Genomic DNA, 20919 nt, shown 5'->3' with positions numbered 1-20919 from the left:
TACGAATAGCTACATGGTATAGAATAAACTGGATATCTAATATCAGGATAAATCCATAGCAATCGTTTTATTGGTTACGATTAAATAAAAAAGTATTCGCATACTTTTGTTTATATTCATCATAATCAACAATTTCATACATACCGCTATAGATGAAAAAACCACAGCGAACAAAGGTTGCATTACTTTTTGTGATGAACTCTGCCCCTTGATTTGGGCATAAAACATCACTTGGTAATGCGACTTCTGGAGAAATATCAATGAATGATATTTTATGGGTAAAAAAAGTAGGATAGTATGACGAAGTAGCATAAAAAATACGTTCAATTGTCAGTAAGACACATACAGCAAAACCACCCAATAATAAACGTTTAATCACTTTCACTAGAGCCATTCATTCCTACCTTAGATATAAATTTATCAAAGAAGTATACATAAAAAATATGACATGCACGTTTATATTAAACCGATTACAAATATTTTTTGAAACTTCCTACAGCAATGTTCATGACAATGCTCAGTAATGTTGCGGAGGGTAACAATATCCAAAGTGGCGAAACACTTATTGGTAATGCTAAGTAAATTACCCAAGGCAAAGTCAATATAGGCATTAAAAGAGATTTGGCTCTATGGTAAATAAAACCCGACTCACGGCCAGCACTAAATTTTCTAATATCACGTCTCACCAGCCCATCTATCAACCCAACGAACAGGGCGAGAATGAATAGGGGGATGCTCAGACAAAGCACTAGGACTCTGACTAAAAAAGTCATGGCAGTAAACGCAGCAGCAACACTATAGTCATGCACTGAATTAAAAGCCAAATTGATGTTTTCACGAAACGTCATCTTTCGCCATGAATCAGTGTCTTTAGGGATTACGATAGTTTGTACCTGATCAGACAAACCTGTTTTAACAAAGAGCCATTCGTAAACAGTTTTGATGAGCCACTCAATAGTCTGTAATGGATCAGACAAGATAATACTTTGGGTAAAGTTCTCTGATAAATTTTCCAGTTCTGAGTAAAACATCTGTTCAGCATGATGATATCCTTGGTCTTGCCAAAAAAAATACATACCTAACCATTCAACGACTATAGACAAAAACAGAGAACCACACAGCACACCAAACAAGACAAAAGGGAACGAAACTGTTTTACCAAAGAGTGTCTTAGGTTTATTGGTTTGGTTGTTATAAGAACGCGCAGCATCACTCATTCTTCACGCTCCTCTATTGGTTGTATATCCTCTGTTGAACCGCTCTCCTCTATTAAGTCATCGGGCAAATTATGGTTGTTTGAGGCAAAATCAGATTGCTGCCACCACTCGGTAGAATCCGTGTACTGTGTCCGCATATAATCAGCAAGTGCCTGGATATTCGTTGGAATCTTTTCGCCTTTGGTAGTTTTTGGCAGTGGCATTCTGATTTTCCAAAGTGTGCCGCCTTCGAGCAAAGCAAATGCTTGTCCCTTCGGCAGTGAAACAATATGTGCTGGCTCTATTAATGGCACATTAGTAGCCGTTAAACGATCTACTGTATTAGAAGTAAATGCAGTTTGACCAGTCGGGTCTGAACTGTCCGTTGCGCCTGACATAACCGTGCTTGTATAGACTTCGACTTTTGGTAACTGATTCGTTAACAGTTCAGCAGTTGCAGTCTCACGCACACGTAGCATAATTAAGTTATTAAAGTTACCAATCACTTGACCTGCTTTTGGTTTATTACCGATTTTGGCTTCGATATCGCTCATGGTTTGTGTGTAAGCCGTAATTTGCAAACCTGCACCACCACCTTTATTGATCATTGGCAAAAATTCTTCACCCATTAGCTCGTTAAATTCATCGGCATGTAGGTTAATGGGTACTTTTGCATAATTATCTGCGCCTGGTAGTCCATCATTTACACCGAATTTGTAGATATGACCAGCCACAGAAACTAGGTCAGCAAACATTGAATTACCCACAGCAGAAGCAACAAAGGTATCTGATAGCGCATCTAAGCCAACATATACTATTGCTTTTTGGCGGATTATTTGCATCCAATCAATAATTGGTCTGGTGTCATTTAAATCAGAGTAATTTGGGGCAAGGAGTTGCGCTATTTTGCCAGTCGTGAGTTTTTCTAGCAGTGGCAAGAGTGATGCGACAATTTTATCGAAATACGTTTTATCGTATCTCACAGCAGAACGCAAACCATCAAGTATTGGATCATAAACAGGCGACATAGATAGGTATTGTTCTACTGCAACAACACGCTTTTCACGTCCTTGCATATTTCTTGGGATATTTTTATCGTTCAGCTTTGATTCAATCTGGACAATGGCATCCCACGCTTTAGGCTCATTTTTTTCAAAGTAATAATGGGCATATTTGATAAATAGCTCATCGATATTAATAACGTGCCTTTGAATTTGTAGATAGTCTGGTCTGTGACCAAGTTCAACCAAAGCTCGGGCTATGATATTGACAAATCGCCAAGCAAATTCTTTAAATGCTGCGGAATTGCCTTCACCAGACAACTGACCAGCTACACGCGAAGCGACTTCTGATATTCGCCCAAAACGACCGACAGCATTGTATCTTGCAGAAATATCAGGCCATCCCAAGTGGAAGATATACAATTCATCTAATCTGCCTGCGCGTTCGGCTTCGATAAACATTCTGATGAGTAAATCTGCATCACCTTTAGGGTCAAACACGATTGTGACATCACCACGCCTAATGTCTTGTGTAATAAAGATTTCTGCAAGACGAGTTTTACCCACGCGTGTTGTCCCTAAAACCAATGTATGACCAACACGCTCCCCTAGTGGCAATGTCACTTCTTGTTCATGTAATTCAATACCATGTAGTCTTGGCATACCTCCGACTGGTGGCAGTGGTCGAACAGGATTTAGAGGATTATGACTGCCTGTGATTTTACTGATCCAATAGAGACTTGGGATAAACTCAAGTTGGCGTTCAAGTTTACGAGCAAGTTGATACAGATAGGGTTGTTCGACATAGACACGGAACTGTGCTCGGTAGGTTTGCATCAGTCTATGTGTATGCCGTTGTTGCCACTTAAAGCCCAAACCAATAAATAAACTATGACGGCTAATTGGTATCTGAGCACTTGTCATTGAGTATTCTGGTAAACGTCTGATATTGCGTCTGTACCTTAATACTTCTCTTGCATCTTTAAAGCGAATAAATGCAAAAACACTGAAGCCAGCAGCCGTGACATAACCAATTTCTGAAGAAAGAGCCAATGACCAGGGTGCGAAGATGCAAAGGGTGGCTGCCAATAAACACGCTGCTACTGAATACAGTTCAACTGCTGGACGCAACAGTACTTCGTTAATGAGTTCTTTTGCCATTGCTCAGACCTCATTGCGAAATACCGTTTTCAGTAATCAGCACAGGGTAATGCTGAAGGCGAAGACGTTTTGCGATATCGTCACCAGAAACAGGAGATAGTTTGAGTTCAGGAGCGATACTGCGAATTTGGTGTAATTGCTGGATATTGTCTACTTGAACAACTAAGCCCATTGCACCCAATAGTTTCAGTTTAGTTTGGTTTTCTGCTAACCAGCGTTTAGATAATGAGTCATTACCGATGAGAAAAATCGGGCTAAATCCCGGCATCTTCATTTGCCTTGCGCTGAACCTTCCGGGATTCAGTAATTTAGATTGAACTGGTAAAAATGCAGACTCATCAACTTTATTTGGCCTCGTTGGACGCTGAATGGTAACAGGTGAGGAAGGTGGCTCTTTGGTTAAACCAATCGCCTCATAATAAGGTAATGCGGATACACCGCCTTTATTTTTAACCACAATAGAATTTGCGTGAGAAAAAGTGCTAATAAAGGCGATAATAAAGAATAAATACTTCATATTTGACTCGCTTTCGGGAATGATGCGTACTGGCTGTTGTAACCAATACGTATTAATTGTTTTTGAACACTGGCTCGGTATCGCGCAGCATGAGTGCCACCAGCAGGATGATGATAACGACCGGCAGCAATCAACCAGCCACTTGTACTGTCTTTTAAGTAATGTTCACGTAGGATAGAGGCTGCTATGGATAAGTTACGATAAGGGTCAAGCAAATCGCAGGGGTCTGATACTCGATGACGGTGGTAGCCATAATTCACTTGTGCCAAGCCAACATCGATGCGTTTAGCTGATACTGTACGTAAAGTGAGTTTAAGATTTTGACATGCTGCTTGCTGAGTTTTAAAGCGTCTCGCTTCGCCAGCAACGTTTAACGTCCACGGCCAAGGGCGAATTTTAGTACCGATTTTCATGCCACTTTCAGCTAAAGCTATGGAATACAGCATATCCGCAGGCACACCGCCCATCTTTGCAGCCAATTGATAAGCTGGTGGCGGTAACTCTTTTGCGAAAGCTGTACCCATCATGATAAAGCCAGAAAGCAGCATGATGCTTTTAGTGATTATTGACGTTGCCATTGTCCATTTACCTCTTTCACAATTGCAGGTAAATCACCACCAATGCCAAGTTGTACCCATCTGCCTCCATCATGATTTAGCGTGATGACACCAGCTTTGACTTTTTGTGTATCTATGCCAATACGATTAGCCCAATCTCTGACCAATTTGTCGTTATTGCGACTTCCAACTAGATAAATATCAAACTCCTGATTATTGCTTTGCAGTTGTTTCACACGACTGTCACAGGCAATGCAATTGTCTTTAACAAACACAGCTAACCGAGAAGGGATATTGCTACTGGTACTCGGTGTGTCAGTCATACCATCACTAATGGGCATTAAGTTCGGGTATAAACGTGCAAATGCTTCATCATAAGCACGTTGATATGCCAGTTCTTTTTGTACTCTGTTTGACTCTGCTTTAACCTGTAGTTCAGCAAAGTATCTACGCTCTGTTTCAGTACGCGCTTCAATACCAAGTACAGTTAGCGGATCAAGGTTCGGTGAGTAGATACCGATTGGGCCGCGCATTAACTGCTCATAGCGAAGCCATTCGTCTTTTTTTAAGCCCCAATCACTGGCTTTTTGTGTTTGTTCCTGAGTCAACTGAACTTGTGAGTAAGATGTATTGCTTTGGCTGTTATTTTGAGCCACAGCTTGATTAAGTAAGCCTTGTCCAAAAACCAGAGTCCACGCCAAGAAAACAAATAGCAAATATTTAGGTTTGATTTGTAACATATTATTTGTCCTTATTTTGGAATGGAGAGTTTTCGAGTCACGCCATTCACTTTAAAAATCGCTTTATTGCCTTCAATTGATTGCAGTTGCCAATTACCGTCTTTATCGCCTACGCGCAGTAATTTGACGTGAGATAAAGAAGGGGTTTTACTTGGAACAATCACAAGGAACTGTTCAGATGCACGTAATTCAACACCTAAAATCTTAAAAGGAATGGTAGGGGCTGCTGCTGGTTTATTTGTACCAGTACGGTTCACTGGCTGCGCTTGTGGGGTTTCTACTGGTTCAGTAGTGGGTTTAAGCTTATTAAACTGCTCTTTAAGTTGTAACAATTGCTCTTTAAGCTCATTAATGTCAACTGGCTCAGAGGCAATCTGTGCTTGCTGCTTTTCTTCCAGTAATCGCAGTTGTTCTAAAAAGAGTTGCTGGATTTTGGTCAGGTTATCTTTATTCTTCTGGTCAACTTGCAAATTTTGTTGCTCTAATTGTTTTTGCTTTTGTGCAAGCTCGGCAAGAATATTGGCTTGTAGTGCTCTATTGGCACTATCCTGAGCCGTTTCTTGTGTTTGCTCATTAATAGAGTTTGAAATGCTGATTTGAGAGCAAACAACAAAAATAGTTAAGGTAAATAACCAGATACCAATAACGGTAAGAATAATAGCTTGTTTTTTGCATAGTTCTCTAATGGTTTGAAAATTCATTGTGTGTTCTCCTGTGCGATCACAACATTATTTTGTATAGAATCAAAACAGACTGTTCTTGTGCTCTCCTCTACTTTCAAAACATAAGCAGAGCCAACAAGAGTGGAAAGGGTGTCTTTGAGCGTCAGTGGACCAAGATGAATATGTGATGCTGGTAGTGGGAGTTTAGATAAACGCTCATTGAGTTCTATACTTGGGCATAGTTGATAACCAGAGTGCAACAACACATATTGCACGGCATCTTTAACAGATGTGTAAGGTTTTTCGTTATTGCTTGGGATCGTGACATCAATGACTTGTTCCAGTAAATGCGTTTGGTTTTTCGTTGGCATTAACTCGATCAGGGTATAACGCCCATAACGCACAACAGGGATTGTTTCTTCTTGTACTGTTTGGACAGTGGGTGCAATTATGGGGGCTGGTTCAGAAGTGGGTGTAGAACAACCAACCAAAAAACCAATGGAAAGAGACAATAAAAAATAAAGGGATTTCATATGACACCTTCAATGTAGTGAGAGAAGGCTCTACATTGAAGAATAAATTTGAATACGTCAGAGAAAATGCGATTTTACAAAATCTGATTTCTTTTTTTGAAGAAAACATCTGAAGAGTGAATACCAATGAAAAAAGCCTCTCAAATGAGAGGCTTTGCATATTCCAAAAAATTTGAATAATTGATTAAGCTTTTTCTGTGTAATCAATCATGATCACATCTAAATCAAGCGGTGCAAAAAAAAGTCTTGTTCTAAACGCCTTATCGACATATTCAACCATGGCAGCTTCGCCTTGCTGAACAATACTTGTTGGTACATTCACATAGCGATAATCACTGGTGAAGTGGACACAAAATACATGTTCCTCAGTATCTTCACCAATTAAATCTGAATGATGTAACTTAATATATTCATCTACTTGCTCATTGATACACAATTCATACTCTGTACCAGAGTAATCATTCACAAATGTTGCATAGATTTTGCCATCGTTTCTGAATAAAATTTGTTCACCACGGATTTTACCTTGAAATTGTTCACTAACCATATCAGCATCATAAGAAACATTGCTCAGTTCAGGGAACTGTTGGAAAATGATTTTACTTTGCAGATAATGTTCTAATAAAAAGCTAATGGTTAAATCTTTGGGCGTATCATCCCACTGATCAGATTGATGAATATTTGCTTCTATCAGTGATTCATCGTTAAATTCTAATGTAATTGTAGTATTTTGTTTCATAAAACCTCCAAAAATGATGGAGATTCTTTATCTCAAAAGAGATTAAGAATCTCCTTTGAGATAAAATTAGAATAACTCGTCTTAATAATAAAGTTTGTAATGCTCTTCGACTATTTTGATGCACTCTTCTGGTGTTAATAATTCATAATCACCAAACTTAAAACAGATGTCCTCTTTTTTGAGGTGAACATAAATATCTGTGGTACAGACTTTATAATTAATCATATTTTTAAATGTACAATAATGTTCATTTTCAAAATAGTCATAAGTCCGTAAGTCAACATAAGCTTCAATAAAATTCATTTCTGAAATTTCTTGAGGCTTATATTTCACAACATCATTGATTGCCAAAACAAGTTCATCTCTGGTTTTAACCATGATAGTAGGGTATTTTTGGCGAAGCTGATCCAGTGTTTCTTCACTGGATTCACTTATCCAATTTCCCTGACAGTCTTGCTTGGCTAAACAAAAGTAATCTCGTTGGCCTGATATATATAAATACGCCATAATTACTCCTCTCTTCCTGAACATAAGTTCTTCAGAGAAGGAATATATTTAATTGGCTTTGGGTGAAAAAGTTCATCTAAAGTCGCATCTGAATCTGAGATCAATTCATCAAGGCTAATAAAGGTTTCCAGAGTAATCTCTGGGTGTTGACGATTAACTGTAATACCAAAGAGAAGATATTCTCCCTTTGCTCCAGTATCGAGTTCCCATATCCACCAATCTGAGCCATTCACAGAGTAGTGTAAATAAACAATTCGCTCAGAAATGGGCGTGTTGTTTGTTGCACCATATTTTGGTAGCTTCTGAAAATGGGTATTTAGCGTAGACAACATCTTTCGGTAACGTCCTGTTATGGACTTCCAACGTTTATTATCATAATCAAAAAATATGCTAAGAATTGCTCTTAGCCGAGTACCTGGCATATATAAGTTTGCCTGTTCAATCATTGAATGAAAACCAGTGGGTTGGATTTTAATCAACTCAGTTGTGGCAATTTGAACCATTTCTTGATAAGACAATTTAGTCATCATGTATCTCCATAAGTGTTTGTTTTGGGATACACTATGCCCCCAAGGGATAGGTATCCCTTTAGGGGTTAAAATAAAACAACAAGTTAATATATAAATATCAATATACTTTTACTGATTGCATAAATCAGACAGTTCCCGAATGTCCTTAATCGTCTTGGGTTGAAAATGCTCATCCAAGGAAACATAAGGACTGGCAACCAATTCATCTAAACTAATTGAACCAGTCTCAGGATATTGTTGATGAAGCGCAATCACACCAAAAGCAAGGTTTTGATCTTGCTCCTCAGTATCTTTCTCTAATAGCCACCAGTCAGAACCACCTGCAAAGTAGTGCAAATACGCAATCCTCTCAGGTATCGGTATATTTGCTGTTGTACCGTACTCTGGTAATGCTTGATAAGTGGCATTTAACCGCTTAAATGTGTCAATATAACTGAGCATCGTTGCCCGAAAATCTTCATTTTCAGCGTCAGGGTCATAAATAATGCTCATGATGCTGCGTAACTGAAGGGTGGGCATAACCATTTTTAATGAAGGTACCAATTGAGGGATCATTAATGGTTGCTGTTTAAAATAATGAGCAATGGTTAATTCAACCATCTGCAAATTAGACAAATTTTCTTGAGCCTCAGACATAATGTATTTCCTTAATAAAATAGGGATACACTATGCCAAAAGGGATAGGTATCCCTTTTGGGGTAAAATAAGATAATCAGTAAACGTTAACAGCCAGTAAAATCAAAACAAACGTGATATTGTGCATCTGTTTGTCCATCTTTAAACTGCGCTCTTAGCACGTCTCCCATCACCAAAATTTCATCCTCTTCAACACTAATATATGACTCTTCATCAACATTTACTTCGGCAGGTATCAGAATACCTTTGAAATGAGGGTTAGATGATAAAGCCTGTTTAGCTGAATGAACTAATTCTGGATTAAAACGAATATTCAGTGATTCAGGAAAATCAACATCCTCAAAATTTGAGTGTATGTTGTCTTCCAAATCGCTCTGAGTTAAATGTACACAAGTTAATTGTGAGTATTTCATCAAGATATCTCCAAGATAATATGGGATATCCTAGCCCTTGTGGGATAAAATATCCCGATAGGGTTAAAATTAAATTAATACTTAGAACTTATGGTATTGGCTCTTTCAAAATCACTTTCTATCGCCCATTGACAAATTGCATCATTACCTTGAGCTTTAATGTCATCCGGTACTACAAGGTTATCAAGGCGACACAGTTCAACATAATACTGTTGATTTTTAATACCAGAAACATACACTTTAACTGAATTAGTCTGACCATAATGAACCACTCGTGCAACGAGGCTATCATAATGAGATAATGTTAATCTCTCAGTAATAATAATTGTTGAGAACTCCAATAATTTATATCCATAAGATAATTGTCTGTAAGAAGTTGTGATCAATAAAACATCAATATCATTGAATTCGAAATCATCCCCCATAAAACGCAATCTAGCTGTTTTTAATCCTTTTAATGCTAAATGTTTTTCCAGTATTTCGAAGATTTGAAAGTGAGCACAAAGTATAACTTTTCTGTTTAATTGTTTTTCACTAAGACACGTTTTGACTATGTCGCCTAATCCTATATTTATCGCATAAGGATTGTCTCGATTACATGTTGGCATACTAGGTACTGCCGAAATAAGATGATCTTGCATAGAAATTCCTTTCATAGATAAAGTAGTGTTATCCCCTTTTCAGGGGATAACGGTTTAAGCTGCCATTTTCATTGCGGCTTGTTGTGCAATTAATTGACGAGCCAGTTCAATTTCAACTGAATCACCATCAGAATTTAAAACATCTAGACCAGAGTCTGGCATCTCACCTGACGTACTCATTGCCACAGCGATTTTTTTCGCCATCAGCTCTAAACACGCAATTTGTGATGTTTGTGCATACCCTAAGAAAATCACTTTAATTGACTCAGTTTGCCCAATTCGCCATGATCTTCTTGAAGCTTGCATCAACGTATAGACGTTATAGCCCGATTGCATAAACACAATCGTTTGAAACTCCAGTAAATCCATACCTGTTTTCACAAGATCAGGATTAGTGAGTAACACATCAATACCTCGTTCAAGCAATCTGGCAATCTCATCTTCGCGGTCTTCTGCTTTCACAGAAGCACGCAAAATGCCCACTTTTAAACCTTCACGCTCTAAAATCGTTTTAAGACGTGTCAGCGTATCGTGTTTGCCTGTGTAGATGCTGTACGCTAATACTTTGCGTCCGGCTGCTTTTTCAGCTTTACAGATATTGATTAACTCTTGCTCTTTCGGGCTAATGTCTGTTGGATCAAAAATTTCTGGTGTACTCGCTAATATCTTGCGTGTACGTGGATGACGAATATCTTCTTCTTTAAAACATGTCTCAGGCCAGCGCAACAGTATATTGAGAACCAAACCGAGTAAGGTCGTGTCTCTTTTTGCTAACGCTCTTCTGAGTATGTATGTCAAGTTGCCTGATAACTCTTTATAGCAAGATGCCTGAGCATCTGACATATACACATGTCTAAATTCTTCCTCATAAGGCGGTAAGACTTTGCCCAATTGTTTCAGACGTAAGAAAACGGTATACGGTATAACAGAACGCATCACACCTTTTGGCCCGAATCCCGGAGCCTTAGAAGTTCTAACCGTCATTTTGCTGCCAGAGGCAGTTTTATGTTCGGTTTTACTTTCTGAATACACGTCTTTTAATATGCCATGGTCACGCATAAACGCAGTACCAGCAGAGGTTAAACTACCTCTTTTCGGTTTATAGCCGTCTTCAAGCATACTGTTTGTTAAACATCTGAAGAGAAGATAGAAAATATCATCGGCATAGCCGCCCATCAGTGTGCCGGTTAAGAGCAGTATTTTTTTGACTTTAGAAGCCAATACGCCCATCGCCTGACCTTGAGCAGAACCCAAGTTTTTATACTCATGTGCTTCATCAGCAATCATCAGTTGAAAAGTGTCTTTGGGTAGATAGCGTTTGATGTATTCAGTGGGTTGATAACCACCTTCACCAAATCCAAACTCCATCTTAGCCAAAGCTTTCTCCATACGAGCAGCTTGCTTATCAGAGAAGACTAAATGACCTTGACCATCCATTAAATTAATAAAATTATGAATATTGTCACCAAGCATTGATGCCAGGAACTCTTCACCAAATTTATTAATCAGCTTGTCAGCAGTAGCAGGGCCGATTGTTGGAATACGTTTAAGTGACTTTAACACCGCGCTTTTTTGATCTTCTCCTGATAAGGTTTTAGGGCGCATCAGTGTCCACAAAGCACTATGGCATTTGACACATTTACGTCTTTTTTCCTCATTGATCAGAACATCAGGCGGTACAAAATTTTCACCATCTTGAATATACGTCCCACAATGCGGACAGGAAGCCAGTTCACCACATTTTCTTTTGACTCGTCTGAATGCTGGTCGCCAATGAAAACCCATTCGCATCCGCACCCGACCAAGAATATAAAACTCTGGTGCATCATTGTCTTGCTGTCCTAATCGCAATTTATGACGTAAAGCAATTAGCTTGGATAACGTATCTGGGCCATTCAATACCCATACTTTTGCATTCGGTATCGTTTCCAGTATTTCTCGCCGCCATTTATAAACCAAATGAGGTGGAGACAGTACCAGCATACGTTTAAAACCTTCTGCATGAAGCATGGCTGCAATGGCAATCCCAATCGTGGTTTTACCGCAACCCATCTCACCGTTAACGATTGCTGCCGGTGCATCACGATTAACCAAAAGCTCCATGACTGCATGGGCTACATTGGCTTGAGCAGGAAAAAGTTGACGATTTAACCCATCTAATACGGCTTGTCTGAGTGGTCTAATTTGCCCCTGATAAACAGGGGGATTAGACTCATTCAGTTTATCCAGTAACTCATCCCCAAATTCGGAAACAAAATCGGATAACGACAGGGTAAGAGGATCAAATACTGCTTCATCTGTTTCAGTGTCATCTGATTCTTCAGCAATCACCTCAAAATCATCTGTACCAGCAAACATACTTAACGCATCAGACGTTGCCAATTGCATTAAATCAGCATTGTTTTGAATAACAGCAGGGGGAACAACAGGTTGTTGATCGCCCACATATGAATATATAAGTTCAGCCATAACAAACTCCTTTTTAAATAAATAAAAAAGAGGCTATGGCAACCCATTAGGGGCACATAACCCCTTTTGGGAAAGACTTAAATAGTCTTGATTGAATAAATTAACGAATGGTTAACACATTACCAAAGGTCTGTGAATCGGGAGTCATGTCCCAAGCTCGAATGACGGGTATAAATTTATCCGTCAATGTTCTTACTTCAGCCATTGAACCATCTTCACGCTCTTCAAAAGTCACCTTAGTGGCTTTTTCTTTATGAGTATCACCTTTCAAAATATAGGTTTTACCTTCTTTAGATGAAACCGTTCCAGAAATGGCACCAGCAGCCAAAGCCAAAGCTAAATGCCACTCGGACAAAGCGCAGGCAGGTTGTCTAAAACCAATCTGAGACACATTAAACTTTGAGGTAAATTCAGGCCACAAACCCTTTAGCGCATGAATTTCTTGCTCTAATTGTTCTGGCTCAAGTGTCACCCGGTAAAAATGTTTCAGTTCAGTATGACTTGCCGGTACGGTATAAAACATATTCGGCGTTTCTGGTAGAACAGGTGCTTGAATATCGCCACTACCTACACTTCGCAATGAATGTAGGTTTTTTTTGGCTTGTTCACGATGAATATCTTTGCTTTTGATTTTTCGTCCCATGATCACGACTTGTTTAAATTGGTCTGTCGCAGCACGAAAAATAGATAGTTCATCAAAGTGATTGCTGATCCAACTACTGAATTCATCATCCAAAACAGTAAATGGCACAATCAATACCATAATGCCGTCAGGTTGCAAAAGATGAACGCTTTTTTGATAAAAAGTTTTCTCTAACCTTGGGCGTTTTATGTTGTCATAACCATATTGATTACACACTTCACGACTTAAATCACCGTAAGGTGGGTTCAAAAAAAGCAATCCGAAAGTACCAGGAGAAATAATCGTGTCAAAAAAGTCTCCCTGAATGCACACATCCAGTAATGATGTTGCGTGTTTAGCTCGTTCAGTATCATATTCGACACCATAAGAGCGTACTTCACGTTCTGGATTACAAGACTTCAAATGATGGGCTACTTCAGCTAAAGCAACGCCTTCACCTGCACACACATCAGCAATACGAATACCTTGCACATCATCGCTAGGCTCTAACATACTGAGTATGCGTTCCATGCTGACTTCATCAGTGGGGTAATAACCGTTTTTGGCAAAATTGTGTGCCAAACGTGGAAACATCAGCGCCATAATAGACTCCTTAGATTAAGTAACCAGAAGCTGGTTGATCTGTGGTTAGCATTCCTTCACGAATGGCTTCACCAAGTAAAGTATTGAGTAATTCAATATTCAGATGAATTTTATAAGCCGTTAAATCACCAATATTGGTCTTAGGAAACGTTGTGATCATTTCTTCCCGATACAAAATACTCAAAACATAGTCACACCATGAATCAAGTAAGGGTAATGAACAGGTTTCTTTGACGAGATACCAAATTCTGGTCTTTACGTTTTCCTTGCTTTCATTAGACGGTGGTAACAACAAGGCTTGATTATTGGCTTTATCCACTTTCAGAAATCGTTTGTCGAATATCCATAAATGGGACAAGGTGCCAAATAAAGTTTGTCGATACACTCGTGTCAGACTTTTATCCAGACGCTTTGGACTACCAATATAGGCATTTAATGCACAATCATGGTCATTAATGATATTAAACTCATTTAAACCGTGTTCTGATTGTCCTAATGCCAAACGAGCAATAAATGACTTAATAGAAGTATCACGTCCCCAAACTGACAAAAACATCAGGTTATTGGATTCATCACACACATACGCATCTGTCATGAGTTCCGGGCATTCTTCAATTTTGTATAAGCGAGTCATAGAACTTTCCTTCAAAGAAAAAGACAATAGGGCTTTTGCCCTGTTGTCCGTAGTAGAATTAAAATGGTGCGTTAGACCAAACTTGCTTAAACTGATCAAATAGATAGCCCAATTTCTGTAGGCGTTCAATTTGTTTCCGATAACGCAAGCGATCAACTGTCGAATCAAGTTTGACTTCTGATCCTAATGGCCATAAATGACCAAATAAGATTTGATCATCTGAAGCATGTTCACCCTCTGCATTTGCTGGCACAGAATCAGTGACAGTTGAAGCAGTTTGCTCATTAGACGTAGGTACTCCTTTTGATGTACTTGTCGTGGTTTGAACTGGTGCAGATGTTTCATGTTCGATTGGATCAACATCTTTAGCGGTTATAGCCTCGGCTTCTTCACTGCTTAGATTATCTCTTGCTGATAAGGTCATACCAGCCAGTTGAGCTTTAACTTCAACCACAAGACGACCATTAGTCATGTAATATGTTGGTGAAATATTTTGGATCATAAAATCACCATCATATTTGCCCTCTGGGTACTGTTCTATATCTGAATCTTTAACAACAAAGTCACCGATATGTGTATTAAGTTTTGCAACATTAAAAGCACCGTTCTTACCGTGAATAGTGCGTATTGATAACTGTCCGGGTATGGTAATCATGGGGTATTCCTCAGAAGAAAAAGCATTCAAACCATCACTAATAAGTAACGGTTTGAATAAAGGATGAAAAAAAAATTTTTAAAAAGAAACAGCAGCAATTGCTGGTGCAGGTGTTGTTGCTGTGGGTACAGGATTAACTATCTGTTGAGGTTCAACTGATTCAGTTACAGTTGTAACAGGTTCAGTTGGTGTTTCTACTGGTTGTGCTGGCACAGACTCAGTAGTTGTTTCAGTTGTTGATTGTGGTTCAGCAAAAGTTGGCGCAGCAGCTTCAGCATGTTGCTGTGATGCTTCACTATCTTGAGCTTTACGATCATAGACAACTTTACCACCCACAATGAGTCTATTAATGCAGTACAAACGCGCATAAGGATTAATGCCTTGTTGACCAGCTTTTTCACCTTTTTTATAGGTAAAAATCTCCCAATTAAGATCGCTGATAGAGAAACTGACTAAAACAGGACGTTCCTGTGTAACAGCCAGACGACAATTGTTAATGAGTTGGATATTTTTTTCGCCAACCACTTTAACGTTAATATATTTGTACTTCACTTTTCCTTCTTTGCCTTCTAAAACAGCTAGGGTACAAGAAAGGTAAGAATCTCCATTTTCAGGATTAACATCACGAATATTATTAACATAAGCCAAACCTGATGCTTGAAATTCATAGCGTTTTGGTTGGGTATTTGTTTGAGTAGTTTGAGCAACAGTGGTCATAATTATTCTCCAAAAGAAATAATAGCGAGCGCACTATCCCAATAGGGATAAGAGACAATCCCGCATGGGTTTAAAAAATTAAATAAGATAAAGTAAGAGACACCCTATCATCGAAATGATATCGCTCGTTAAGTGGGTGTTTGACGAGCTGGCAGTGGGCCAATATCTAATAGATACCTCAGCATTAAAGACCCTTGCTGACTGGGATGTTGTTGACTACGTCAACGAAACATAGTGGTATCTTCGCTCTTATAAGGTGTTTTGGTAATAATAAATGCGGATTTGTCTGTGAAGTTTTTTATTGATAAAAAAAGCACCTAAAAAGGTGCTTAAAATGAGAATAGATTTTGTTTACTCTTCGTCAACAAACTCTTCTATATCATAATGCTCATCACCAAATAAGGTGAACGCTTCAGGATTGCCTGATTTAGATAGATGACCGGGAATTTCAAAACGACCGGATGATTTTTGTGCCTCGTTTGCACTTTGTTCAATTTGTAGAATCTGTTGTGAAAGTTCCTTCATTGAATAAGGTGCAAAACATGTATTAGGCTTCATATATTCTTTTAGAATTTTATTGATTGCATCTAATCCTTTTTGATTCACATAATAAACGTTCATGATGTTATTGCCTTTGCTATGATTAGACTTATTATTAGAAATTATACCCTAAATGTCTATACAGACATTTAGGGTACAGACCAAATAACTCAATTTACGATAGGAGGTAAGGTATAACCGCCATCAAAATGTAGGTTGATCCAAGCCAGAACTAATTGCCATTCTTGCTTGGGTGAGTCTGAATGAATACTGTAGTAATCACCACACAAGTTATGTGCAAGAATTAAGGCAGCCATCACCATAAACTCATAGGGTTGCATTCGAGTTTTGCATTCAACATGAATGTGATCCGATGCTGCTTGTGGAAAGATAAACGCCTCGCAAGATTGTTGTTTCGCTCTATTACCATTAAACGCAATGGTTGAAATACCTTCAGTTTGCGTAAACAGTTCACTGACATGATGAATAGGTGTTAAGCCTTGAACATCACATATCTCAATATCTTTGCCAAAGTGGCCAATTTTATTTCTTTGCATAAAATGATAAATGTCGGCTACGTAGATACATAAATGTAACCATTTATCCTGTGGAACAGGTTTGTTATTGTAAAAATAGTGTTGATAAGCCATGGTTTTATCCTTGCTAAAATAGGGAAAGACTCTCTTTAAAAGAGAGTCTTTAATGAAAATTATTGACGTTTTTTAGGTGCTTTTTTGATGATATTGACAGCTATCGTATTCCAGCTACCATCATCAATCATTTCATCTAACAATTTGTATAAGCTTTTATCATCCGTTTCGAGCATCTGTTCACTACCAGCGTGATCAGTCAAATAGACTGTAAACTGATTGGGTGAGAAAAAATTATTATCATTTTCATGAGCAATAATTTTCACATTCCCCTTAAACTTAGCGGTATCCACAGTAAACTGTAAGCTAGGTTCAGTTGGATCAGACTCAGATACAGGATCAACTGCAATAAAATTTGTTGCTTTTGCATCAAACAACATATGAGTGACACTACGATAACCATCCGATAATTTAGTGTTTTCCAAATAATCAACTAAATACTTTAGTTGAGGGTTATTCACTTTATTTCCGGGTATATGGGATATCGTTCCTCCAAGCAATGCTGAATTTGCTTCAAAACAATCTCCATTCATATATTGAGTCAATTGTGTATGTTTACTGTTGATTCGTTGCCCATTAAACATTTTTCTGAAATAAGGGTTGACTGCAATTTTGTCGCCAACTTCCGGTACTTGACTCATAAAGGTTTGATCAATGATATAAAACTCATTTTTTTTTGCCTGTACGATGACCACTTGTTCTTCGACAATAATAACTTCGCCCTCAAATGGGGATGGGTCTACACTTTGTCCAAATATACCTTTACCTAAAGCAAAACCATCAATGTAATTAATGGTGATTGCTTTAGGGACTTTGGCTTTGCGTCCCCAAAGAGTTACTTTATATTTTTCTGATAATGTTTCGCGATTTAACATGATAATGTCCTCTAAGAAATAAAAAATTAGGGACATTAACCCTGTGGGGAAATGCCCCAATGGGTTAAAAAACTAAGTACAACGATTTAAGACAACTTATAAGATCAATTGGTCAAGGATATATTCAGGGCCAATTAACTTCTTTTCATCGCCATCTGAAGAGTATGTGTAATGAAGTTCATCCGCACGCTCCTCTATTAGCTGACCTTTTTGAGCAATCACTTTGCCGCAAAAATCATATTTAAGAGAAAAGTAATAATACGTTAATTTGCATTGATACCTTTGTGAAAACTGCTTAATAACTTCTGGCAATAATGACGTATTATCAGTATCAAACTCAATCATGGTCGAATTATCATTTAATTGATGTTTCATGATTTTGAATTGAGATTGCTCTACACCATAGTGTTCAAAATAACGCTGAAAACTTGGATTATTTTCGATATCACAACTACTTTCACTCAAAATCTCTTTAGCTAAAGTCGTTGGCATAAAATATCGCAAATCAAATGGGACAAACTGACAAACAGGGTCATCCAATGAATACCATAAACAACCCGCATCTTCTAAGCTAATTGGCGTGTTCAATTTAAACCAGCTAAAACTATTACGCTTAAACAGTTCATGAATAATAGTTTGCTGTTCTTTTGGCATAAATTCCCAAGCCAAATTCAATAAACCAGTTTCATAATATAAATCACCAATCATGCCACTATAGATGCTATCTAAAGGGCAATCAGAAATCAGAAAGGATAACCAGTATGAAAATGCGGTATTTTCTGGCGTAATTTCACCAATGCCATGACTGATAATCTCAGTGTTTGGTGCGTTATATATAGTTGTTACTGGCTTTAATATGCCAGCACAACCAGCAACATAAATTTTTATGCTTCTTTTAATGGCAAATAAAAACGCATAATACGGATCATTATCAAGTTTATCTAAACCAAGAAACACATTAATGGGCTTCATTTTGTAAGTAGGCGCTGATATATACCAACGATTGAGACAGCAATTCATAACGAACTCCTCTAATAAAAAAATAAAAACACTCTTATCAAATTGATAATCGCTCGTGTATTGAGTGCTTGACGAGCTGGCAATGGTCAATATCTTGAAAAGATACCGCAGCTTTGAAGACCTAAAGACTGCCTGGGCTTGTCGAATACATCGACTAAGACAGGCTCATTTTGGTTGATTAGAAATAAACAAGGGGCAAGAAATAAGAATTGGGACATGTAGATTTCACGCCCCAAAGAGGATTAACATAAAGGTATCTTTTTGTTTAATACTTCAATTTTTATTTTTTTCCAACTGCCATCATCAATGAGTTGTTCCAAAATAAAGCCAATTGAATCTAAATCAGGACTGCTTAAAGCTAAATCAAGAAAGATGTTATTCTCCTTGATTAATTGAACCGCAAAACGCTGTTCTTTTTCTTGGTAATAAAGCACCACACGTCCTTCAAACTTTGTTGTAGAAACATCAAAGGAGATAGAAGGCGGAATATACGGTTTTTTCTTCTTATAAAAAGGCTTGGCAAAAGAATGGTTATATCGTTCTTCTAATGAAAAGTTTTGAGCATGAGCATCAACAAGCATGTGCGCTATGCGCCGCGTTTCATCTGAAGCACGTAATTCTTCCAGTTTATTTTTAAGCTCTCTTAAACGAGAACGATAAGATGAAAAAGGTAGGTAAACTTTATCCGAACAGTCGACCATTTGTTTTTCTTGATAAAACTTTCCATTGGCTTCGATAAGTAAAGTGTTTTTGGGGATAACAAACTCTCCATCAAAATCTCTTTTTGTATAGGGCATAAAACGTACTTCATCACCGATTTGGGGAATATTCTTCAGTAAAGTGTGCTCAACCAAACAAAATGCTCTTTCACCTGTTTTAATGACTAATGAACCATCAAGTAGTTTATTGACAACGACTCCTTGTATCGGTTTTGGAGCGAAGTCTTTAACAAGTGTTTTAGGGCTATCATCAATGATTTTATAGTCATAATGACCCTGATAAAGAGGAAGGTGAAACATAATCAGTAGGGGTAATTCTGTTTTTACTCGTTGTTTGTCTAACATAATCATCTCCTTGAATATCAATCAAGGGATACAGCCCATAGGCTGATCCCTATGGACTGTTAAAAAAATAATAATTAGTGTGTTCTAATTGTGAACGGTCAGTACATTGCTTTCATGAATGATCGCCATGATTTCTTGATGGGTAAGCGTTTCTACATCTAAGAACTCAAAATATCGGTATTTATTTTCATGTAATACTTTTACATAAATATAAGTGATATCTAATGTATACCCCTCAAGAAATTTAAATGAACTGCTTTGACGATCACCACAAAAACCGACAGGAGGTAAACATTCCAAGGCATTCCAATAATCTTCTTCTGAAATCTCTTTCGGAGAAGTTCTGGCTGCGGCTCGAATGGCATTCATTACATTTTCTTCTGTATCAACAATTAAGTTAGGATACTGTTGTTTCTTTACGCTTAAAGGTTGACCACTATAAAGACCATGTGGCTCATCATCCGTTTCAGAATGACGTACCATATCTATAAAACCAGTTGAGCCGGGAACATAAAAAACCTGAGTCATAAAATACTCCTTAAAATATAAAAAATAGGAGCATCCCAAAGGGGGTGAATGCCCCTGTGGGTTAAGAAAATGAGAATTAAATAAGTTGTTGTAACTCATTCAAGGTACTGGAATAGCCAATATAGTTGCTTGTACAATCCGAATCATCAATAAAAATGACATCCTGATTTGAGTGTTTAAAATGGTAAGTATCGCTTTTAAGTACATAGACCTCACCATTACACCAGTCAGAATAGGCTGAAAAGATAGACTTTAAACGCTCAAGCATAGTAGCTTGGTTGTTTTCACAATCTTGAATAAACCACTCAGAAGGGACAAACACACCACCAAAGCGAGTATCCCAACGGCAAGTACAGACATCTGCGCTTGATGCAATAGGATAATGATAAACAGTACCGTGTTCATAAGTCGCAATTTGAAAAAACGGTTTGTTTTGTTCAGTTAATGACTCAATCAACTCATCTGTCACTTTAGTGATGAACTCACCGACATCAGTAAATTCCCAATAGTCATCTGCAAATGGGTCATATTGCATATAGTGAAGCGTCAGTATTTCCTCGTCTTCATTATAATGGAGTGTAAATTCATCATTTTTGATGGCTTCGGGGTAAAACAACTCAATTTTTTTATCTAAAATTGAAGCTGGTAGGGTAAGAGACTTTTTTAAAGCCAAATCTTTTAAACTGACAATACTTTGAATATCCATGAG

The 20919-nt window shown here is 38.0% G+C and carries 26 protein-coding genes; all 26 read right to left on the bottom strand.

Annotated features, from left to right (window positions below; genetic code table 11):
- Positions 1-67 precede the first annotated feature (67 nt).
- Positions 68-394, bottom strand: coding sequence for a hypothetical protein (locus IPMB12_RS10995; protein ID WP_166917462.1), 327 nt, complete (start codon positions 392-394; stop codon positions 68-70).
- 76 nt (positions 395-470) lie between these two features.
- Positions 471-1217 (bottom strand): TIGR03747 family integrating conjugative element membrane protein, encoded by a 747-nt coding sequence (locus IPMB12_RS10990; RefSeq protein ID WP_166917461.1) that lies wholly within the window; start codon positions 1215-1217, stop codon positions 471-473.
- Entirely contained in the window at positions 1214-3358 is a 2145-nt protein-coding gene (traD, locus tag IPMB12_RS10985) for a type IV conjugative transfer system coupling protein TraD (protein WP_166917460.1), read from the bottom strand. Before traD ends, IPMB12_RS10990 begins: the two co-directional genes overlap by 4 nt.
- A gap of 10 nt (positions 3359-3368) precedes the next feature.
- Entirely contained in the window at positions 3369-3875 is a 507-nt protein-coding gene (locus IPMB12_RS10980; RefSeq protein WP_166917459.1) for an integrating conjugative element protein, read from the bottom strand.
- Positions 3872-4453, bottom strand: a complete 582-nt coding sequence (locus tag IPMB12_RS10975) for a transglycosylase SLT domain-containing protein (protein WP_166917458.1) — start codon at positions 4451-4453, stop codon at positions 3872-3874. Before IPMB12_RS10975 ends, IPMB12_RS10980 begins: the two co-directional genes overlap by 4 nt.
- Positions 4438-5172, bottom strand: a complete 735-nt coding sequence (locus tag IPMB12_RS10970; protein ID WP_166917457.1) for a TIGR03759 family integrating conjugative element protein — start codon at positions 5170-5172, stop codon at positions 4438-4440. Before IPMB12_RS10970 ends, IPMB12_RS10975 begins: the two co-directional genes overlap by 16 nt.
- Before the next feature lie 11 nt (positions 5173-5183).
- Positions 5184-5873, bottom strand: a complete 690-nt coding sequence (locus tag IPMB12_RS10965) for a hypothetical protein (RefSeq protein WP_166917456.1) — start codon at positions 5871-5873, stop codon at positions 5184-5186.
- Positions 5870-6367 (bottom strand): PFGI-1 class ICE element type IV pilus protein PilL2, encoded by a 498-nt coding sequence (pilL2, locus tag IPMB12_RS10960; protein WP_166917455.1) that lies wholly within the window; start codon positions 6365-6367, stop codon positions 5870-5872. Before pilL2 ends, IPMB12_RS10965 begins: the two co-directional genes overlap by 4 nt.
- Before the next feature lie 184 nt (positions 6368-6551).
- Positions 6552-7106, bottom strand: coding sequence for a hypothetical protein (locus IPMB12_RS10955; RefSeq protein WP_166917454.1), 555 nt, complete (start codon positions 7104-7106; stop codon positions 6552-6554).
- Between the two features lie 81 nt (positions 7107-7187).
- Positions 7188-7613 (bottom strand): hypothetical protein, encoded by a 426-nt coding sequence (locus IPMB12_RS10950; RefSeq protein ID WP_166917453.1) that lies wholly within the window; start codon positions 7611-7613, stop codon positions 7188-7190.
- 2 nt (positions 7614-7615) lie between these two features.
- Entirely contained in the window at positions 7616-8143 is a 528-nt protein-coding gene (locus IPMB12_RS10945; RefSeq protein WP_166917452.1) for a hypothetical protein, read from the bottom strand.
- A 108-nt stretch (positions 8144-8251) separates the two neighbouring features.
- The gene (locus tag IPMB12_RS10940; protein ID WP_166917451.1) at positions 8252-8779 is read right to left on the bottom strand and encodes a DUF2958 domain-containing protein; all 528 of its coding nucleotides are present in this window, start codon (positions 8777-8779) and stop codon (positions 8252-8254) included.
- 86 nt (positions 8780-8865) lie between these two features.
- Positions 8866-9192, bottom strand: a complete 327-nt coding sequence (locus tag IPMB12_RS10935; protein ID WP_166917450.1) for a hypothetical protein — start codon at positions 9190-9192, stop codon at positions 8866-8868.
- A gap of 74 nt (positions 9193-9266) precedes the next feature.
- Positions 9267-9833 carry an SWF/SNF helicase family protein gene (locus IPMB12_RS10930; protein ID WP_166917449.1) on the bottom strand — a complete coding sequence of 189 codons (567 nt, stop codon included), beginning with the start codon at positions 9831-9833 and terminating at the stop codon, positions 9267-9269.
- A gap of 54 nt (positions 9834-9887) precedes the next feature.
- Positions 9888-12191: a helicase-related protein gene (locus tag IPMB12_RS10925; RefSeq protein WP_166917787.1), complete on the bottom strand. Its 2304-nt coding sequence runs from the start codon at positions 12189-12191 to the stop codon at positions 9888-9890.
- Positions 12192-12402: 211 nt separating this feature from the next.
- The gene (locus tag IPMB12_RS10920; protein WP_166917448.1) at positions 12403-13527 is read right to left on the bottom strand and encodes a DUF6094 domain-containing protein; all 1125 of its coding nucleotides are present in this window, start codon (positions 13525-13527) and stop codon (positions 12403-12405) included.
- Between the two features lie 10 nt (positions 13528-13537).
- Positions 13538-14161, bottom strand: coding sequence for a hypothetical protein (locus IPMB12_RS10915; RefSeq protein ID WP_166917447.1), 624 nt, complete (start codon positions 14159-14161; stop codon positions 13538-13540).
- Between the two features lie 58 nt (positions 14162-14219).
- Entirely contained in the window at positions 14220-14816 is a 597-nt protein-coding gene (locus IPMB12_RS10910) for a DUF3275 family protein (protein WP_166917446.1), read from the bottom strand.
- Positions 14817-14894: 78 nt separating this feature from the next.
- Complete coding sequence (locus IPMB12_RS10905) at positions 14895-15533, bottom strand: DUF3577 domain-containing protein (RefSeq protein ID WP_166917445.1); 639 nt, start codon at positions 15531-15533, stop codon at positions 14895-14897.
- A gap of 351 nt (positions 15534-15884) precedes the next feature.
- Complete coding sequence (locus IPMB12_RS10900; protein ID WP_166917444.1) at positions 15885-16154, bottom strand: hypothetical protein; 270 nt, start codon at positions 16152-16154, stop codon at positions 15885-15887.
- Positions 16155-16243: 89 nt separating this feature from the next.
- Positions 16244-16723, bottom strand: a complete 480-nt coding sequence (locus tag IPMB12_RS10895) for a hypothetical protein (RefSeq protein ID WP_166917443.1) — start codon at positions 16721-16723, stop codon at positions 16244-16246.
- A gap of 59 nt (positions 16724-16782) precedes the next feature.
- Positions 16783-17598: a hypothetical protein gene (locus IPMB12_RS10890; protein ID WP_166917442.1), complete on the bottom strand. Its 816-nt coding sequence runs from the start codon at positions 17596-17598 to the stop codon at positions 16783-16785.
- A 96-nt stretch (positions 17599-17694) separates the two neighbouring features.
- Positions 17695-18618 carry a DUF1281 domain-containing protein gene (locus IPMB12_RS10885; RefSeq protein ID WP_166917441.1) on the bottom strand — a complete coding sequence of 308 codons (924 nt, stop codon included), beginning with the start codon at positions 18616-18618 and terminating at the stop codon, positions 17695-17697.
- A gap of 242 nt (positions 18619-18860) precedes the next feature.
- Positions 18861-19682 carry a hypothetical protein gene (locus IPMB12_RS10880; protein ID WP_166917440.1) on the bottom strand — a complete coding sequence of 274 codons (822 nt, stop codon included), beginning with the start codon at positions 19680-19682 and terminating at the stop codon, positions 18861-18863.
- Positions 19683-19766: 84 nt separating this feature from the next.
- Complete coding sequence (locus IPMB12_RS10875; RefSeq protein WP_166917439.1) at positions 19767-20210, bottom strand: hypothetical protein; 444 nt, start codon at positions 20208-20210, stop codon at positions 19767-19769.
- 76 nt (positions 20211-20286) lie between these two features.
- Positions 20287-20916 carry a hypothetical protein gene (locus tag IPMB12_RS10870; protein ID WP_166917438.1) on the bottom strand — a complete coding sequence of 210 codons (630 nt, stop codon included), beginning with the start codon at positions 20914-20916 and terminating at the stop codon, positions 20287-20289.
- Positions 20917-20919 lie beyond the last annotated feature (3 nt).

The organism is Zophobihabitans entericus (assembly GCF_011745665.1).
GTDB classification, from domain to species: Bacteria; Pseudomonadota; Gammaproteobacteria; order Enterobacterales; family Orbaceae; genus Zophobihabitans; species Zophobihabitans entericus.
This window is presented reverse-complemented; position numbering and strand designations above follow the sequence as displayed.

Bases quoted from the DNA above. Each gene is read 5' to 3' on its own strand.
- IPMB12_RS10995 (WP_166917462.1), bottom strand. From the start codon at position 394: ATGGCTCTAGTGAAAGTGATTAAACGTTTATTATTGGGTGGTTTTGCT.
- IPMB12_RS10990 (WP_166917461.1), bottom strand. From the start codon at position 1,217: ATGAGTGATGCTGCGCGTTCTTATAACAACCAAACCAATAAACCTAAG.
- traD (WP_166917460.1), bottom strand. From the start codon at position 3,358: ATGGCAAAAGAACTCATTAACGAAGTACTGTTGCGTCCAGCAGTTGAA.
- IPMB12_RS10980 (WP_166917459.1), bottom strand. From the start codon at position 3,875: ATGAAGTATTTATTCTTTATTATCGCCTTTATTAGCACTTTTTCTCAC.
- IPMB12_RS10975 (WP_166917458.1), bottom strand. From the start codon at position 4,453: ATGGCAACGTCAATAATCACTAAAAGCATCATGCTGCTTTCTGGCTTT.
- IPMB12_RS10970 (WP_166917457.1), bottom strand. From the start codon at position 5,172: ATGTTACAAATCAAACCTAAATATTTGCTATTTGTTTTCTTGGCGTGG.
- IPMB12_RS10965 (WP_166917456.1), bottom strand. From the start codon at position 5,873: ATGAATTTTCAAACCATTAGAGAACTATGCAAAAAACAAGCTATTATT.
- pilL2 (WP_166917455.1), bottom strand. From the start codon at position 6,367: ATGAAATCCCTTTATTTTTTATTGTCTCTTTCCATTGGTTTTTTGGTT.
- IPMB12_RS10955 (WP_166917454.1), bottom strand. From the start codon at position 7,106: ATGAAACAAAATACTACAATTACATTAGAATTTAACGATGAATCACTG.
- IPMB12_RS10950 (WP_166917453.1), bottom strand. From the start codon at position 7,613: ATGGCGTATTTATATATATCAGGCCAACGAGATTACTTTTGTTTAGCC.
- IPMB12_RS10945 (WP_166917452.1), bottom strand. From the start codon at position 8,143: ATGATGACTAAATTGTCTTATCAAGAAATGGTTCAAATTGCCACAACT.
- IPMB12_RS10940 (WP_166917451.1), bottom strand. From the start codon at position 8,779: ATGTCTGAGGCTCAAGAAAATTTGTCTAATTTGCAGATGGTTGAATTA.
- IPMB12_RS10935 (WP_166917450.1), bottom strand. From the start codon at position 9,192: ATGAAATACTCACAATTAACTTGTGTACATTTAACTCAGAGCGATTTG.
- IPMB12_RS10930 (WP_166917449.1), bottom strand. From the start codon at position 9,833: ATGCAAGATCATCTTATTTCGGCAGTACCTAGTATGCCAACATGTAAT.
- IPMB12_RS10925 (WP_166917787.1), bottom strand. From the start codon at position 12,191: ATGTTTGCTGGTACAGATGATTTTGAGGTGATTGCTGAAGAATCAGAT.
- IPMB12_RS10920 (WP_166917448.1), bottom strand. From the start codon at position 13,527: ATGGCGCTGATGTTTCCACGTTTGGCACACAATTTTGCCAAAAACGGT.
- IPMB12_RS10915 (WP_166917447.1), bottom strand. From the start codon at position 14,161: ATGACTCGCTTATACAAAATTGAAGAATGCCCGGAACTCATGACAGAT.
- IPMB12_RS10910 (WP_166917446.1), bottom strand. From the start codon at position 14,816: ATGATTACCATACCCGGACAGTTATCAATACGCACTATTCACGGTAAG.
- IPMB12_RS10905 (WP_166917445.1), bottom strand. From the start codon at position 15,533: ATGACCACTGTTGCTCAAACTACTCAAACAAATACCCAACCAAAACGC.
- IPMB12_RS10900 (WP_166917444.1), bottom strand. From the start codon at position 16,154: ATGAACGTTTATTATGTGAATCAAAAAGGATTAGATGCAATCAATAAA.
- IPMB12_RS10895 (WP_166917443.1), bottom strand. From the start codon at position 16,723: ATGGCTTATCAACACTATTTTTACAATAACAAACCTGTTCCACAGGAT.
- IPMB12_RS10890 (WP_166917442.1), bottom strand. From the start codon at position 17,598: ATGTTAAATCGCGAAACATTATCAGAAAAATATAAAGTAACTCTTTGG.
- IPMB12_RS10885 (WP_166917441.1), bottom strand. From the start codon at position 18,618: ATGAATTGCTGTCTCAATCGTTGGTATATATCAGCGCCTACTTACAAA.
- IPMB12_RS10880 (WP_166917440.1), bottom strand. From the start codon at position 19,682: ATGTTAGACAAACAACGAGTAAAAACAGAATTACCCCTACTGATTATG.
- IPMB12_RS10875 (WP_166917439.1), bottom strand. From the start codon at position 20,210: ATGACTCAGGTTTTTTATGTTCCCGGCTCAACTGGTTTTATAGATATG.
- IPMB12_RS10870 (WP_166917438.1), bottom strand. From the start codon at position 20,916: ATGGATATTCAAAGTATTGTCAGTTTAAAAGATTTGGCTTTAAAAAAG.